Source organism: Collimonas fungivorans (genome assembly GCF_001584145.1).
Classification (GTDB): domain Bacteria; phylum Pseudomonadota; class Gammaproteobacteria; order Burkholderiales; family Burkholderiaceae_D; genus Collimonas; species Collimonas fungivorans.
This window is the reverse complement of sequence record NZ_CP013232.1, coordinates 2358283-2371703: the sequence shown is the minus strand read 5'-3', so window position 1 is coordinate 2371703 and position 13421 is coordinate 2358283. Positions and strand designations below refer to the sequence as shown.

Annotated in this window: 14 protein-coding genes; 3 read left to right on the top strand and 11 right to left on the bottom strand. The window is 59.2% G+C overall.

Annotated features, from left to right (window positions below; genetic code table 11):
* Positions 1-53: 53 nt before the first annotated feature.
* From phaR to phaC, 3 genes are all read right to left on the bottom strand, one after another.
* Complete coding sequence (gene phaR, locus CFter6_RS10175) at positions 54-617, bottom strand: polyhydroxyalkanoate synthesis repressor PhaR (protein WP_014005763.1); 564 nt, start codon at positions 615-617, stop codon at positions 54-56.
* 200 nt (positions 618-817) lie between these two features.
* A complete protein-coding gene (locus CFter6_RS10170; RefSeq protein ID WP_014005762.1) occupies positions 818-1558 on the bottom strand; it encodes a 3-ketoacyl-ACP reductase in 741 nt (246 codons plus the stop codon).
* A gap of 82 nt (positions 1559-1640) precedes the next feature.
* Positions 1641-3419: a class I poly(R)-hydroxyalkanoic acid synthase gene (phaC, locus tag CFter6_RS10165; protein WP_061539823.1), complete on the bottom strand. Its 1779-nt coding sequence runs from the start codon at positions 3417-3419 to the stop codon at positions 1641-1643.
* A gap of 68 nt (positions 3420-3487) precedes the next feature.
* On the opposite strand from phaC, the gene CFter6_RS10160 reads away from it, so the two are divergent.
* Positions 3488-3748, top strand: coding sequence for a hypothetical protein (locus CFter6_RS10160; RefSeq protein ID WP_061539822.1), 261 nt, complete (start codon positions 3488-3490; stop codon positions 3746-3748).
* A gap of 24 nt (positions 3749-3772) precedes the next feature.
* On the opposite strand, the gene pgeF is transcribed toward CFter6_RS10160, so the two are convergent.
* Both pgeF and CFter6_RS10150 read right to left on the bottom strand, forming a co-directional pair.
* Positions 3773-4540 (bottom strand): peptidoglycan editing factor PgeF, encoded by a 768-nt coding sequence (gene pgeF / locus CFter6_RS10155; RefSeq protein WP_061539821.1) that lies wholly within the window; start codon positions 4538-4540, stop codon positions 3773-3775.
* A gap of 89 nt (positions 4541-4629) precedes the next feature.
* Positions 4630-5682 (bottom strand): RluA family pseudouridine synthase, encoded by a 1053-nt coding sequence (locus CFter6_RS10150; RefSeq protein ID WP_061539820.1) that lies wholly within the window; start codon positions 5680-5682, stop codon positions 4630-4632.
* A gap of 67 nt (positions 5683-5749) precedes the next feature.
* On the opposite strand from CFter6_RS10150, the gene CFter6_RS10145 reads away from it, so the two are divergent.
* Positions 5750-6562, top strand: coding sequence for an outer membrane protein assembly factor BamD (locus tag CFter6_RS10145; RefSeq protein ID WP_061539819.1), 813 nt, complete (start codon positions 5750-5752; stop codon positions 6560-6562).
* A gap of 66 nt (positions 6563-6628) precedes the next feature.
* On the opposite strand, the gene CFter6_RS10140 is transcribed toward CFter6_RS10145, so the two are convergent.
* From CFter6_RS10140 to CFter6_RS25980, 6 genes are all read right to left on the bottom strand, one after another.
* Positions 6629-7381, bottom strand: a complete 753-nt coding sequence (locus CFter6_RS10140; RefSeq protein ID WP_014005756.1) for an SDR family NAD(P)-dependent oxidoreductase — start codon at positions 7379-7381, stop codon at positions 6629-6631.
* 47 nt (positions 7382-7428) lie between these two features.
* Positions 7429-8499: a flavodoxin family protein gene (locus tag CFter6_RS10135; protein WP_061542298.1), complete on the bottom strand. Its 1071-nt coding sequence runs from the start codon at positions 8497-8499 to the stop codon at positions 7429-7431.
* Positions 8500-8722: 223 nt separating this feature from the next.
* Entirely contained in the window at positions 8723-9781 is a 1059-nt protein-coding gene (locus CFter6_RS10130) for a glycosyltransferase family 4 protein (protein ID WP_061539818.1), read from the bottom strand.
* On the bottom strand, positions 9763-10641 hold the full coding sequence (locus CFter6_RS10125; protein WP_014005753.1) for a UDP-2,3-diacylglucosamine diphosphatase: 879 nt from the start codon (positions 10639-10641) through the stop codon (positions 9763-9765). Before CFter6_RS10125 ends, CFter6_RS10130 begins: the two co-directional genes overlap by 19 nt.
* The gene (locus tag CFter6_RS10120) at positions 10638-11405 is read right to left on the bottom strand and encodes a GNAT family N-acetyltransferase (protein ID WP_014005752.1); all 768 of its coding nucleotides are present in this window, start codon (positions 11403-11405) and stop codon (positions 10638-10640) included. Before CFter6_RS10120 ends, CFter6_RS10125 begins: the two co-directional genes overlap by 4 nt.
* 253 nt (positions 11406-11658) lie before the next feature.
* Positions 11659-12144, bottom strand: coding sequence for a hypothetical protein (locus CFter6_RS25980; protein ID WP_061539817.1), 486 nt, complete (start codon positions 12142-12144; stop codon positions 11659-11661).
* Positions 12145-12305: 161 nt separating this feature from the next.
* Between CFter6_RS25980 and CFter6_RS10110 the strand changes: the two genes are divergently transcribed.
* Positions 12306-13418: an ABC transporter substrate-binding protein gene (locus tag CFter6_RS10110; protein ID WP_236904599.1), complete on the top strand. Its 1113-nt coding sequence runs from the start codon at positions 12306-12308 to the stop codon at positions 13416-13418.
* The last annotated feature ends 3 nt before the right edge of the window (positions 13419-13421 follow it).

The following is a 13421-nucleotide window of genomic DNA, read 5'->3' as shown; positions in this document are numbered from 1 at the left end:
GCCATGGTTACCCTGTACGTCTTCTAAAAACCGTGCAAGGCGTGAGCGGATGATTATTTTTTTGTCTTGTCCGGCGGCGGCGGGGCAAACGGGAAAGTGCCGAACATGTTCTTGGTCTGGTTTTGCATCTGCTCCTGCATCTGGATGAACAAGCCCTTGCTCTGCTCGATGTAGTTGCTCATCATGCCCTGCATCATCGGCCCCTGGACATTCATGAACTGCGCCCACATTTCCGGGCTGAAGGGCTTGCCCTCGTAGAAACCCTTGGAATTTTCGGTGAGCTTGTTCTGGATATCGATAAAGGCCTGGATGTTCTTTTCCAGGTAAGAACCCATCATCCCCTGCATGGCGTGGCCGTAGTAGCGGATGATTTGCGACAGCGCCGCGCTGGAAAACATGGGTGTGCCATTCGACTCTTCTTCCAGGATGATCTGCAACAGGATGCTGCGCGTCAGATCGTCCTCGGTCTTGGCGTCCAGCACAACGAACTCTTCGTTGTCCAGCACCAGCTGCTTGACGTCGGTCAGGGTAATGTATGAACTGGTTTGCGTATCGTACAGGCGACGATTCGGATACTTCTTGATCAAACGTTCAGACATTTTTTTTGGTGTAGTCATTTCAGTCCCAGGTTGCTGCGCCCATAACGCATTTTATATTTGTTACTTTAGCAATCGACATTTGCTACAGTACATCTCCATTATATGCACGTGCCAAGACAGTGCAGGGAGTTTTATTGCATTGCAATACAAGCAAGCATACGCAATAAACCGCGTGAATTGCAAGACAATCCACGCGGGAGCTGACACCAACAGGGACATCAGCCCATGTGCAGGCCGCCGTTCAGCGAGAAGTCGGAACCGGTGGCGTAGCCGCCCTCTTCCGATACGATCCAGGAGATGATGGATGCGATTTCTTCCGGTTCGCCCAGGCGTTTCACCGGGATCCCGGCGACGATCTTTTCCAGCACGTCAGGCCGGATCGAACGCACCATGTCGGTGCCGACATAACCTGGCGACACGGTATTGACGGTAACGCCCTTGGTCGCCACTTCCTGCGCCAGCGCCATCGTGAAGCCGTGAATCCCCGCTTTTGCCGTCGAGTAGTTGGTCTGGCCGAACTGGCCCTTCTGGCCGTTGACCGATGAAATATTGACAATCCGTCCCCAGCCGCGGTCCGCCATGCCGTCGATGACCTGCTTGGTGACGTTGAACAGCGAATTCAGGTTGGTGTCGATGACAGCATCCCAGTCGGCCTTGGACATCTTGCGGAACTGGCCGTCGCGGGTAATGCCGGCGTTGTTGATCAGGATGTCGACTTCGCCGACTTCCGCCTTGACCTTTTCGAACGCCGCCTTGGTCGATTCCCAGTTGGAGACATTGCCTTCCGAAGCGTGGATATCGAAACCCTTGGCGCGCATGTCGGCCAGCCATTTATCCTTGCGTGTGGAATTCGGCCCGCAGCCGGCAACCACGGTGTAGCCATCTGTGCAAAGACGAGTACAAATTGGGGTACCGATGCCGCCCATTCCCCCTGTCACATAAACGATTCGCTTTGCCATCTCTTGTCTCCTTCAAAAAAACAATTCAAAAAATCCATCTGCTTCCTGGCTACCGCTTCCCCGACAGTCTTCCCGCTGCGTTTTATTCTGCCCTGACTTTGACATACCGGCCCGGCGCCGGTTCGATGATGCCGTACTTAGTATTTCCTAATTTGCGCGGCGCGGCCACCTGTTTTCCTGCATGTCCGGATAAAAATTCCGCCCATTCGGTCCACCAGCTGCCGGGATGCTCAACCGCCGCCGCCAGCCAGGCTTCGGCATCGGCGGCAGCTGTCTTGTTCGTCCAATAACTTCGTTTCTTCTTTGCCGGCGGATTGATCACGCCGGCGATGTGGCCGGAAGCGCCGAGCACAAAACGGTTCTGCTTCGGCTTCTCAGGATTCAGCAGTGAAACCGAGGCATAGGCCGAGGCCCAGGGCACGATGTGGTCTTCGCGCGAGGCATAAATGAAAGTCGGCGCATCGATCTTGCCGAGGTCGATTTTTTGCCCGCCTACCGTCAGCTTGCCAGCCTCTTTCAGCGAATTGTCCAGGTACATGTGGCGCAGGTAATAACAGAACATCGGGCCCGGCAGGTTGGTGCTGTCGGCATTCCAGTACAACAGATCGAAAGGCGTCGGCTGCTCGCCCTTGAGGTAATTCGATTCGACATAATTCCACAGCAGGTCATTCGGACGCAAGCTGGAAAACGCGGAGCCGAATTCACGTCCCGGCATCAGGCCGCCCTGGCCTATGGCTTGTTCCCGCATGCGGATCTGCATGTCGTCGATATAGACGTCGAGGATGCCGGTATCGCTGAAATCGAGGAAGGCGGTGAGCAGGGTCAGGCTGGCGATCGGGTTGTTCTTTTCCGCCGCCAGCTTCGCCAGGGCGGTCGACAAGATCGTGCCGCCGACGCAGAAACCCAGTGTATTGATCTTGTCCTGGCCGGATATGTCCTGCACCGCCTGGATCGCCCGGATGGCGCCGTCGACGATGTACTGGTCCCAGGTAGTCTGCGCCATCGACTCGTCGGCGTTGCGCCAGGAAACCAGGAACACGCTGTGTCCCTGCTCCACTGCGTAGCGCACCAGCGAGTTTTGCGGCTGCAGGTCAAGGATGTAAAATTTGTTGATGCACGGCGGCACGATCAGCAACGGCCGCTGGTACACCTTGGCCGTCAGCGGCGCGTACTGGATCAGCTGGAACAAATCGTTCTCGAACACCACGGCGCCTTCGGTGGTCGCCACATCCTTGCCGACCTCGAACGCCGACTCGTCAGTCTGCGACACCCGGCCCTTGTGCATGTCCGCGATCATCTGGGCAATGCCTTTGGTCAGGCTTTCGCCATTGGTTTCGACAATTTTCTGCTGCGCCGCCGGATTGGTCGCCAGGAAATTGGACGGCGCCATGGCGTCTATCATCTGCTGCACGGTAAAGCCGATCTTGCGCTTGATCTTGGGCGGCGCATCCAGCGCTTCGACCATCGCCGTCAGGAAATGGGCGTTCAGCAGATACGCCGCTGCATTGAAGGCATACACCGGATTGCCATGCCAGGCCGCAGCGCTGAAACGGCGGTCGGCGATGGCGGGAATGCGCGCCGCCAGCATGTCCTTCCATAGCGCAGACAACTGCTGCGTGTATTCCGCCTGCAGCTTTTCCAGCGCCGCCGGGTCCAGCGAAATGCCGAGCTCGCCGAAACCTGCCGCGCCGTTCTGGTTTGGTGCCGATGGATTGAAACCCAGGAACATGCCGGGATCGGCGATATGGCTGAGCTGCTGGAAGAATTGCGGATTGAATGCTTGGCTGAACTGCTGCGAGAGTTGCGACAATGCGGCAGGATCGAAGACGGAAAAATTAGGCGTGATATTAGGCGAATTCATGCTGTGACCGTTGTTTTGGCTTATTTTCGTGTATCTTTTATCGGATTGACTCTAAAGCAGGAACCAAAATGTACATCGTCGCCATCGCCTGGATTTACGTCGTCTTCATGATGGCAATTACAGAAGTTACTCCAGTTGCCGGTGTGATGACGTTTTTGCTGTACGGTGTTTTTCCTTTGACAATTGTTTTATACCTGATGGGCACGCCGAAGCGCAAGAGAAATCGTCAGCGTGCTGAAAATTCTGACAGGCTGGCAGCACTGCAAAAAGCCGCTTCGGACGTCCCTGCAATCGTCTCCCAAGAAAATACGGAAGCAAAGAAACAATAAGCAGCATCGCTCATTGCAGCCAGCTTACTTCAACCAGATCAGCGAAGCCATGCGGCCAGTCACGTGATCGCGGCGATAGGAATAAAAATTCCTGTCGCTGACCGTACATAATCCGCCGCCATGGATATTCTGCACATCCGCCTGGCGCAGCGCAAGCCGCGCCAGCTGATAAATGTCCGCCAGATACTTACCGGGCCGTTGTGCGATCGGCGTAAAGCAGGCCGCCGTTTCCAGCCTCGGCTGGCCTGCTTCCGCAGTCTCGGCGAATGCTGCCAGCACATCAGCGCCGACCTCGAATTTTTCGGGGCCGATGGCGGCGCCCAGCCAGGCTGAAATCGGCCCGGCGCCGGCAGCGTGCATGCGGGCCACGGTATTTTGCAGCACTCCGCCCTGCAGGCCGCGCCAGCCGGCATGCGCGGCGCCAACCACGGCGCCGTTCACATCGGCAAACAAGATCGGCAGGCAATCGGCGGTCTGGATCGCGCACACTACTCCAGCCCGGGTGGCGATGGCGGCATCCGCTTCGACACCGACGACCGAGGCGCCGGCGTCAACCACACGATGGCCATGGACTTGCGACAGCCACAGCGGCGACGCCGGCAACAGGATATCCAGCCGCGCACGGTTGGATTCGACTGCTGCCAACTGGTCGCCGACGTGGCTGCCGAGATTCAGGCCGCCGCCGCCGTTGCCATCGTCATACGGCCCCTGGCTGGCGCCGCCGCTGCGCAGGGTGGCAAAAGCGCCGATATTGGGCGGCAATCCAGGCCAGTCTGGAATAATCAATTGCATGCGCCGAATCTTCCCTTCTTTTCATTTAACTCACAAAACCGCCCGATTACGCCGGCCGGACCTAGCCGGCCGCACCTCGTCGGCCACACCTATTCCGGCAGACTCATGCCGGCGCGCAGCAGCAGCGCGGCAAAATCCTCCGGCAGCGGCGCATACCATTCGCAAGCCTTGCCGCTGCTCGGATGGATCAGGCCCAGGCGCGATGCCTGCAGGGCCTGGCGCGAGAAAGCAGGCATCAGATGTTGCTTGCCGTACAAGGCGTCGCCCACCAGCGAAAAGCCGAGCGACTGCATGTGGACACGGATCTGGTGGGTGCGCCCAGTTTCCAGGCGGCAACCCATGAGACTGACCGGACGCCGGTCCAGCAAGCCGGTCGCCAGCCGCTGGTAGTGGGTGATGGCCGGCTTGGCGATCAGGCTTTCAGATACCGCCATCTTGATGCGGTCGCGCGGATGGCGCGCCATCGGGCTGTCGACGGTGCCGTTCAGCTGCGGCGTGCCCCACACCAGCGCCAGGTACTGGCGCTTGACGGTACGGGCCTGCAGCTGGCGCACCAGGTCGGTCTGCGCTTCCAGCGTCTTGGCGACCACCATCAGGCCGCTGGTATCCTTGTCCAGGCGATGCACGATGCCGGCGCGCGGCACCCCTGCCAATGCCGGCCAGCGGAACAGCAGGCCGTTGAGCAGGGTCCCGGACCAGTTGCCGGCGGCGGGATGCACCACCAGCCCGGCCGGCTTGTTGATGACAATGATTGCCGCATCTTCGTAGACCACGTCCAGCGCCATGTCTTCCGGCGTGAACGCCTTTTCGTCGGGCGCTGCCTGCGGCAGCACCACCACGGTTTCATCGCCGTAGGTGGTCATTTTGGTAGTGCCCGGCTTGCCGTCGACGGTGACATGGCCGGCTTCTATCCACTGCTGGATCCGGCTGCGCGAATATTGCGGCACCAGGGTCGAAACTACTTTATCCAGACGCGTACCGCAGACATCTGGAGTCAATTGCAGTACTATCGGCGCGCTGGCAGTAGCCGCGTCGCCATCGTCGACGCCGTCATCGACGTAGTCGATATCGGCCTCTAAATCAGCGTCAGGCAGACTTTCAGCCAAATTTGGCTTGTTAAATGACATCACTTGAAGTCCCATCAGCTATAATCAATCGTTGTTAATACACGCAAACCACACGCAAACACGCGCAATCTTGCAAACCACTATGCAAAAAAGACTCTTAAAACTAGCTGCTGTCGCATTCGCTCTATCCTTATCTGCGTGTGGCTTATTGCCAGACAAAGTCGATGAAACCGCAAACTGGTCCGCCCCCCGATTATACTCGGAGGCCAAGGATGAAATGAACAGCGGCGGCTACGATAAGGCAATTAAGTACTTTGAAAAGCTGGAATCGCGTTATCCGTTCGGCACTTACGCGCAACAGGCGCAGATGGATATCGCCTATGCCCATTACCGGCAAGGCGAGCAGCCCGAGGCGCTGGCGGCGATCGACCGCTTCATCAAGCTGCATCCGAACCACCCTAACGTAGACTACATGTACTACCTGCGCGGCCTGGTCAACTTCAACGACAAGATCAGCATTTTCGATTTCCTGTCGAGCGAAGACGCTACCGAGCGCGACCCGAAAGCGGCGCGCGATGCATTCGACGCCTTCAAGCAAGTGGTAGTCCGCTTCCCGGACAGCACCTACGCCCCGGATTCGCTGGCGCGCATGAAATACCTGGTGAATGCGCTGGCGCAGTATGACGTCCACGTCGCCAGCTACTACTACCGCCGCGGCGCATATGTAGCCGCAGCCGACCGTGCGCAAAGCGCCATCCAGCAATATCGCGATGCGCCTGCGGTGGAAGAGGCGCTGCATATCATGGTGCAGTCGTATGAAGCCCTGGGCCTCACGCAATTGCGCGACGACGCTGAGCGCGTGCTGAAAAAGACCTACCCGAACAGCAAGTATGTCGGCGGCACCGGCACCGACAGCAACAAGGTCGTCAAAGCGCCTTGGTGGAAATTCTGGTAACAGACAAGCCGCACTGACTGATAATGCCCCGTTTCATACGGGGCATTTTATTTTCAGGCAACGCTTTCAGCGCGCGGTGTAACCGCCGTCTATCGAATGGAAGCTGCCGGTAATGAAGGAAGCCTGTTCGGACAGCAGATAAGCGACCAGCTGCCCGACTTCCTCGGCCTGCCCCAGGCGGCCCATCGGATGCAGCGCCGCCAGCGCATCATGTTCCTCCTGCGGCAGCTTCCTGATCTCGGGCGTGTCGATGAAGCCAGGGCCGACCGCGTTAACCCTGATATTGCGGCCGGCATATTCCAGCGCCACGCTTTTGCTTAATCCGATGATGCCGTGTTTGGCCGCCACATACGGCGCCTCGCCGGCCACCGCGACAATCCCGGCCGCCGACGACATGTTGACAATGGCGCCGCCGCCGCTCGCCAGCAGCGCCGGGATCTGGTATTTCATGCAAAAAAACACGCCGCCGAGATCGGTCGCAATCACCCGTTGCCAGGTCTCGATGTCATATTCGGCCGTGGGCGTCTCGCGCGGTCCGGTAATGCCGGCGTTGTTGACCGCCAGATGCAGGCCGTCGAAGCGCGCCATGGTCGCCGCCACCATCGCTTCCACCGCGCGATGATCGGAAACATCGGTCTGCAGCGGCAAGGTATGCGCGCCTTCGGGGTCCAGCCGGCCGGCTACATCGATGCAGCGCTGCTGGTCGATATCGGCGAGGACGACGCTGGCGCCGCCCTGGTAAAGAATGGTGGCGATGGCCTCGCCCAGGCCGGAACCGGCGCCGGTCACGATGGCCACTTTCCCTGAAAATTCAAGCATGGGTTTTCCTCCTGGCGATAGGGTTGGGCGGGATTTCGGCGCACGGCCTATTTAGGCCGCGGCCGATGCAGCTCGGCATCCGGCGGCGCAAAATTCCCGGCGCGGATCTCGGCCACGGCATTGACCACGGCGCTGGCGACATTGCGCACTTCCTGCTGCAGCGCCAGGTCCTGGTCCAGCGCGAGATGGCTCTCCGCATACGATTCGTAATAACCGACGAAGCGGTCCAGCCGCGACAAGGCGCCGGCATCGACCAGCCCCATCCAGTCGAGCCAGTCCGACAGCCCCCTGCGCACCCCTTCGACGCCGGCGACATCGCCATGCACCACCAGGCCGTAGGCGCGGCCGGCCAGGTGCTTGGGATAGGGCCATCCTTGCAACTCCAGCTGCTTGGCTTTTTCCGCATCCTTGCCATGGGTGCTGGTCGGATCGGGATTGCCGCCATCGGCGCACACCAGCCGATCTATCATCAGTTTCAACACTCCGGGCGTCTGGTACCAGTAGACCGGCGTCATGATGATGACAGCGTGGGCGGCCACCCATTTCTCGTAAATTTCCGCCATCCAGTCGTTGGTCTGGCGCTGGCCGTGGTTGGGGTAGCAACTGCACGGCCAGTGGCATAACGGCATCGCGGTGGAGACACAGCCCTTGCAGGGATAGATGTGCTGGTCGTAGCCTGAGGTAAGCAGGCTCAGGTCCAGCAAATCGACTTCCACATCGCTGGCCGCCAGCGTTGCCGCAGCAAACTTGACCATGCGGTAAGTCTTGGACATTTCGCCGGGACAGCTGCCGTCATTGCGGGCGGAGCCGCAGATCAGCAAGACCCTGGACTTGGTGGCGGGATTTTTCTGGACCGTTTCCGCCGCAAGCAAGCTGTCGCGGGTAGCTTTCCATTCGGTCGACAGATCGTAATCGGGGTCCTGGAACTCCGGCCCGGCTTTTGCCGTGACGGGAGACTTGTTGCCGTTGATGTAGTTTTCCCAGGCGACCTGCTCCACCCTGGCGATATCGGCTTCGACCGCGGCAAACGTGGGGTCGATAAAAGAGCGTCGGAATTCGAGGTGGAATTCATCTCTTTTCAGTACCGCTGGCGCTTGCCCTTTGCGTGGCTCAGTCACTGTGATCTCCTGTATGGATGCGGGAGCGGCGACTGGATCAAAGGGATGGGACACTTCCGCCAGCAGAGGCATGCAAGTGCATGGCAAATCTGATCAGCGAGCCGCCTGCCGGCTGGCAGTCTTCATGCAAACAGCATGAGTGGAACAATCATGCCCCCGAAGCCGGGGCATGTATGTGCGGTGACTAACACTCTTTCTGATTCGGATAGCCTGTCATGGCCTGTTACAGGCCCGAAGCCGGCCGCGACCGGCCGGCCAGCAGGTTCGCGGGGCGTTTTTTCACGCCCTGGATCGGGAACAGATGCTGCTGGAACTGCTGGGTAGCCAGTTCCCAGGAATATTCCAGCGCATGCGCCCGCACCTCGCGCCGGTCCAGCGCCAGGGCTCGCAGGCAGGCCAAAGACAGGTCCTCGTCGAGTATCCCTGAGCGTCCCTGCGCCACTACATCGAGCGGGCCGGCGACCGGATAAGCGGCGACCGGCACCCCGCAAGCCATGGCTTCGACCATGACCAGCCCGAACGTATCGGTATGGCTGGGGAACACCATCACATCGGCGCAATTGTAATAGGAAGTGAGCTCATGGTGCGGTTTGGCGCCCAGGAATTGCACATCCGGATAACGCTGCTGCAGCTCTTCCCGCAACGGGCCGTCGCCTATCACCCACTTGCTGCCCGGCAGGTCGACCTGCAGGAAGGATTCGATATTCTTTTCCACCGCCACCCTGCCGACATACAGATACAAGGGACGAGCGATGCAAGCACGATCCTCGTCCACCGGCTTGAAACGCTCGGTATCGACCCCCCGGCCCCATAACACCAGGTGGCGGAAGCCGCGCTGCTCCAGCTCCTTGAGCACGTGCGGCGTCGGCACCATCACCGCTTTCGAGGGGCCGTGGAACCAGCGTAGCCAGCGGTAAGTCAGCGCCTTGGGCAAGATCGAACGTGCGCTCAGGTATTCCGGAAAACGCGTGTGGTAGGCGCTGGTGAAACCTATGCCCTGGCGCAGGCAGAAACGCCTGGCGGCCAGGCCCATCGGACCTTCGGTCGAGATATGGATGCAGTCTGGCGCAAACGCCTTCAGGCTGGCCGCGATCCTGGCGTAAGGCTTGTGGGCCAGGCGGATTTCGGGATAAGTGGGACAGGCGAAAGTCGGGAAATCGTCGGGACTGAGCAGCAATACTTCGTGGCCGTTATGGCGCAGGCAAGCGCTGGTGGCGCGCAAGGTATTGACTACTCCGTTGATCAGCGTTTGCCCGGCGTCAGTTACGATGGCAATGCGCATAACTCGCCAACCTTCTTGCCGGACACGGCATTCTTTTGCTGCATGATTTCCTGCCAGGTCACCAGGCGCAATTCGCCGCTGGCCTCTTCCACCAGCGCCGACAGGCTTTCTACCCAGTCGCCGTCGTTGCAATACTTGATGCCGTTGATGTCGCGGATTTCCGGCTTGTGGATATGGCCGCAAATGACGCCGTCCAGGCCCTTTTTCTGCGCTTCCGCCGCCAGCGCATCTTCAAACGAAGAGATGTAGTTGACGGCGTTTTTCACTTTCAGCTTCAGGTACTGCGAGAGCGACCAGTAAGGCAAGCCGGCGCGCGCGCGCCAGCCGTTGAACCACTGGTTGAATTTCAGGATCACGGTGTACAGGCTGTCGCCTACATACGCCAGCCATTTTGCGCAGGCGATGACGCCGTCGAAACGGTCGCCGTGCAGCACCAGCATGCGTTTTCCCTGCGCGGTGGTATGCACCAATTCATCGCGGATCCGGATACCGCCAAAGTCCAGATCGATGAATTGGCGCACAGCCTCGTCATGGTTGCCGGGCACAAAAATCACCTCGGTTCCCTTGCGCGCCTTTTTCAGCACCGTTTGCACTACATTGTTGTGGACCTGGTCCCAGTACCAGCGGCGCTTGAGCTGCCAGCCGTCGATGATGTCGCCGACCAGGTACAAGGTATCCGATTCGGTCGCGCGCAAGAACTCAAGCAGGCGAGCAGCCTGGCAGCCGGTGGTTCCCAGGTGCACATCGGAAATCCAGATGGTGCGGAAGCGGATCGGATCGCGCTTCGTCCCGGCGCCGACGCCGTTACCGGCATTGGCGCCAAACAACGCAGCTTCCAGAAACTGTTCGCCTGGTTTCATGTCGTCCTCGTTTCTTTAAGATAGTGACGCGCATAGCGCTGGTCCAGCTTGGATAGAGGCAGCAGCAGGAAAAAATCGGCGGAGTGGAAATCGGGATCCCAGGCCGGATCGCCACAGACCCAGGCGCCGCTGCGCAGGTAGCCTTTCAGCAGCGGCGGCATCTGCGCCACATGGCCGGTTTCGCGCTCATGCACCGGAAACGGCACATGCGGCGTGACGCGGTATTCGGCCGGCGCAAAGTTATTCTGGTCCAAGCCGTGGTACAAGGCCGCGGCGTTATGGCCGCCATCGGCCAGGCTGACGCTGGCGCAGCCCATCAGGTAGTCGCAGCGTTCGCGCCGCATGAAGGCTGCCAGGCCGGCCCACAGCAGCATGATGACGCTGCCGCTGCGGTATTCGGGATCGATGCAGGCGCGCCCTGCTTCGGCGATGCTGCTGCGCAGGTTATCGAGGCGCCCGAGGTCGAATTCCTGTTCCGAATAATAACGGCCCATGCTTCTTGCCGCGTGCGGGCTCATGACCCGATAAGTGCCGACCACGCGCAAGGTATTGGTGTCGCGGACGATCAGGTGATCGCAATAGGAATCGAATTCATCGCTGTCCAGGCCGTCCGCATTGGCCAGCGCGGAAAGACCCATCGTCTCGATAAACACCTTGTAGCGCAAACGCTGCACTTCACGTACCTCTTCCGGCGTACTGGCAAGACTAACCGTCAACTTGGAAACACTAGTACTTGCTTCGCCAGGATTCGTTAGCAGTTGCATTCATCGTCCTTTCTGATTGTGACGATGACAAGCCTAACTACCGATTACTTCAAGAAAATGACAAGTTTATTTCGGTTTTGTGACATAGCAACAGTGTCAAAAATATAATTCCAGGAACCTGAATCCTGCGGTTTCCCGATAATCCGGAGCCCCTGCCTGCACAAAAAAACAGGGCCCGGATCTGTGCGGCGGCTTTCGCCAACCCACAGATCCGGACCCTGTTCAGCGCACTGCGCAGTACAAGCTGTCTGTCTTATTTCTCTTTCTTCGGACGGCCCGCTTTCACCGGCGGCAGGCTGGCCACGGCCAGTTTCAGGTTGGCCAGGTCCAGTTCGCGGATCAAGGCAACGCCGACTCGCAGCAGCTCGCTCTTCTTCACTTCCAGGCCGGCTTTCAAGAAGGTCTTCTTGACGTCGCCCAGGACCTGGTATTCGTCGGCCGGCATGGTGAAACTGTCGCGCACCAGCTTGGCTTTCTTTACCTTGGCCTTCAAGTCGGGCAGCGACTTGATGCTTGGCGCCGGTTTGGCGGCCGCCGGCTTGGCGACCAGCAAAGGCTTCGGCAGCGGCTTGGGCAAAGGCTTTGCGGCTGCTTTTGCTGCTGGCTTGGCAGCTGGTTTCGCTGCCAGCTTGGCCGCCGGCTTAACAGCAGGACGCGCTGCCGGCTTGGCCTTGGCAACGGTTTTTTTCACTGCAATCGGCTTCTTGACGACAGGTTTCACAATTTTACTGGTAACCATTAAACTCTCCAAAATTAAATCGTATAAATAATATATACAATTATTCCATAATCAGCAAGTATCGCTTCAACAAAGACAACAAATTCATCAAGCCGTCACAATTTGCAACCAGAATCGCGACTCCTCCCACGCCATATTTCGACTTTCCGATGAACTTAAACTTGAAACGCTTTTTGTGCAAGTGTCTGGCCGCTCTCGCCATGTGCCTGCCGCTGCTGGCGCATGCGGCGGCCGATGCTGTCGTGGTCGGCCAGGCCATCGATCTGTCGGGTCCGAACGCCGACCTGGGGCGCGACTATGTGGCTGGCATCAAGACCTATTTCGATGTGCTCAATGCCAAGGGCGGCATCAACGGCCGCCGCATCCAGTATCTGGTGCGCGACGATCGCGGCCAGGCCGACCTGGCGGTCAAGGCGGTTGCCGAGCTGATCACCCAGGCCCGTGTTTCCTACCTGTTCGGCGGCGTCGGCGACGACGTCACGCGAGCCGTGCTGGATTCAGCCGAATTCAAGCGCAGCGGCCTGACGCTATACGCGCCGCTGGCTGGCGCCGATTACCGGAAAGACGCCAAAATCCTGTTCTGGCGGCCCAGCTACCAGCAGGAAATCCGCCATATCTTCTCCCATTTCGACAAACTGGGCATCAAGGATGTCGGCGTGGTGTACCAGGAATCGGCCGCCACCGCCGATGCCTACCGCCGCCTGGCCGACCAGATGAAGGAAAGCGGCATCAGGCTAAGCGGCACGGTCCACCTCGGCAGCGACCTGGCCAAGTTGCGCAGCGAGACGGCGCAGCTGGCTAGCGCCAAGCCGGGTTTCGTGATCATGATTGCCGACACCGTGAATGCCGGCGTGTTCCTGAAGGAATTCCGCAAACTCGCGCCGCAAACCTTTGTCGCCGGCTCCTCCCTCACCAACCTGACCACGCTGCGCCAGCTGGCAGGCGGCAAAGCCGTGGAATGGACGGTATTTTCGCAGGTCGTCCCGAACCCCAACGTCGGCAGCTCTTCGATACAACTCGAACATTTGAACATGATGCGGAAATACCGCGATGAGCCGGTATCGGCACTGACCCTGGAAGGGTTTACTGCGGCAAAATCGTGGCTGCGCCTGCTGCCGGCCGGCAAACGCACCGCGGGCCAGGCAGAATACGCCATTCCCGGCGGCGGTTTTGACATCGGCGGTTATACGGTGGGCGACGTCGCCGACAGCAACCACTTGTCCAGCTATGTCGACATGGCGCTGTTCAACAAGGGCAACGGGCTGACCTACTAAGGC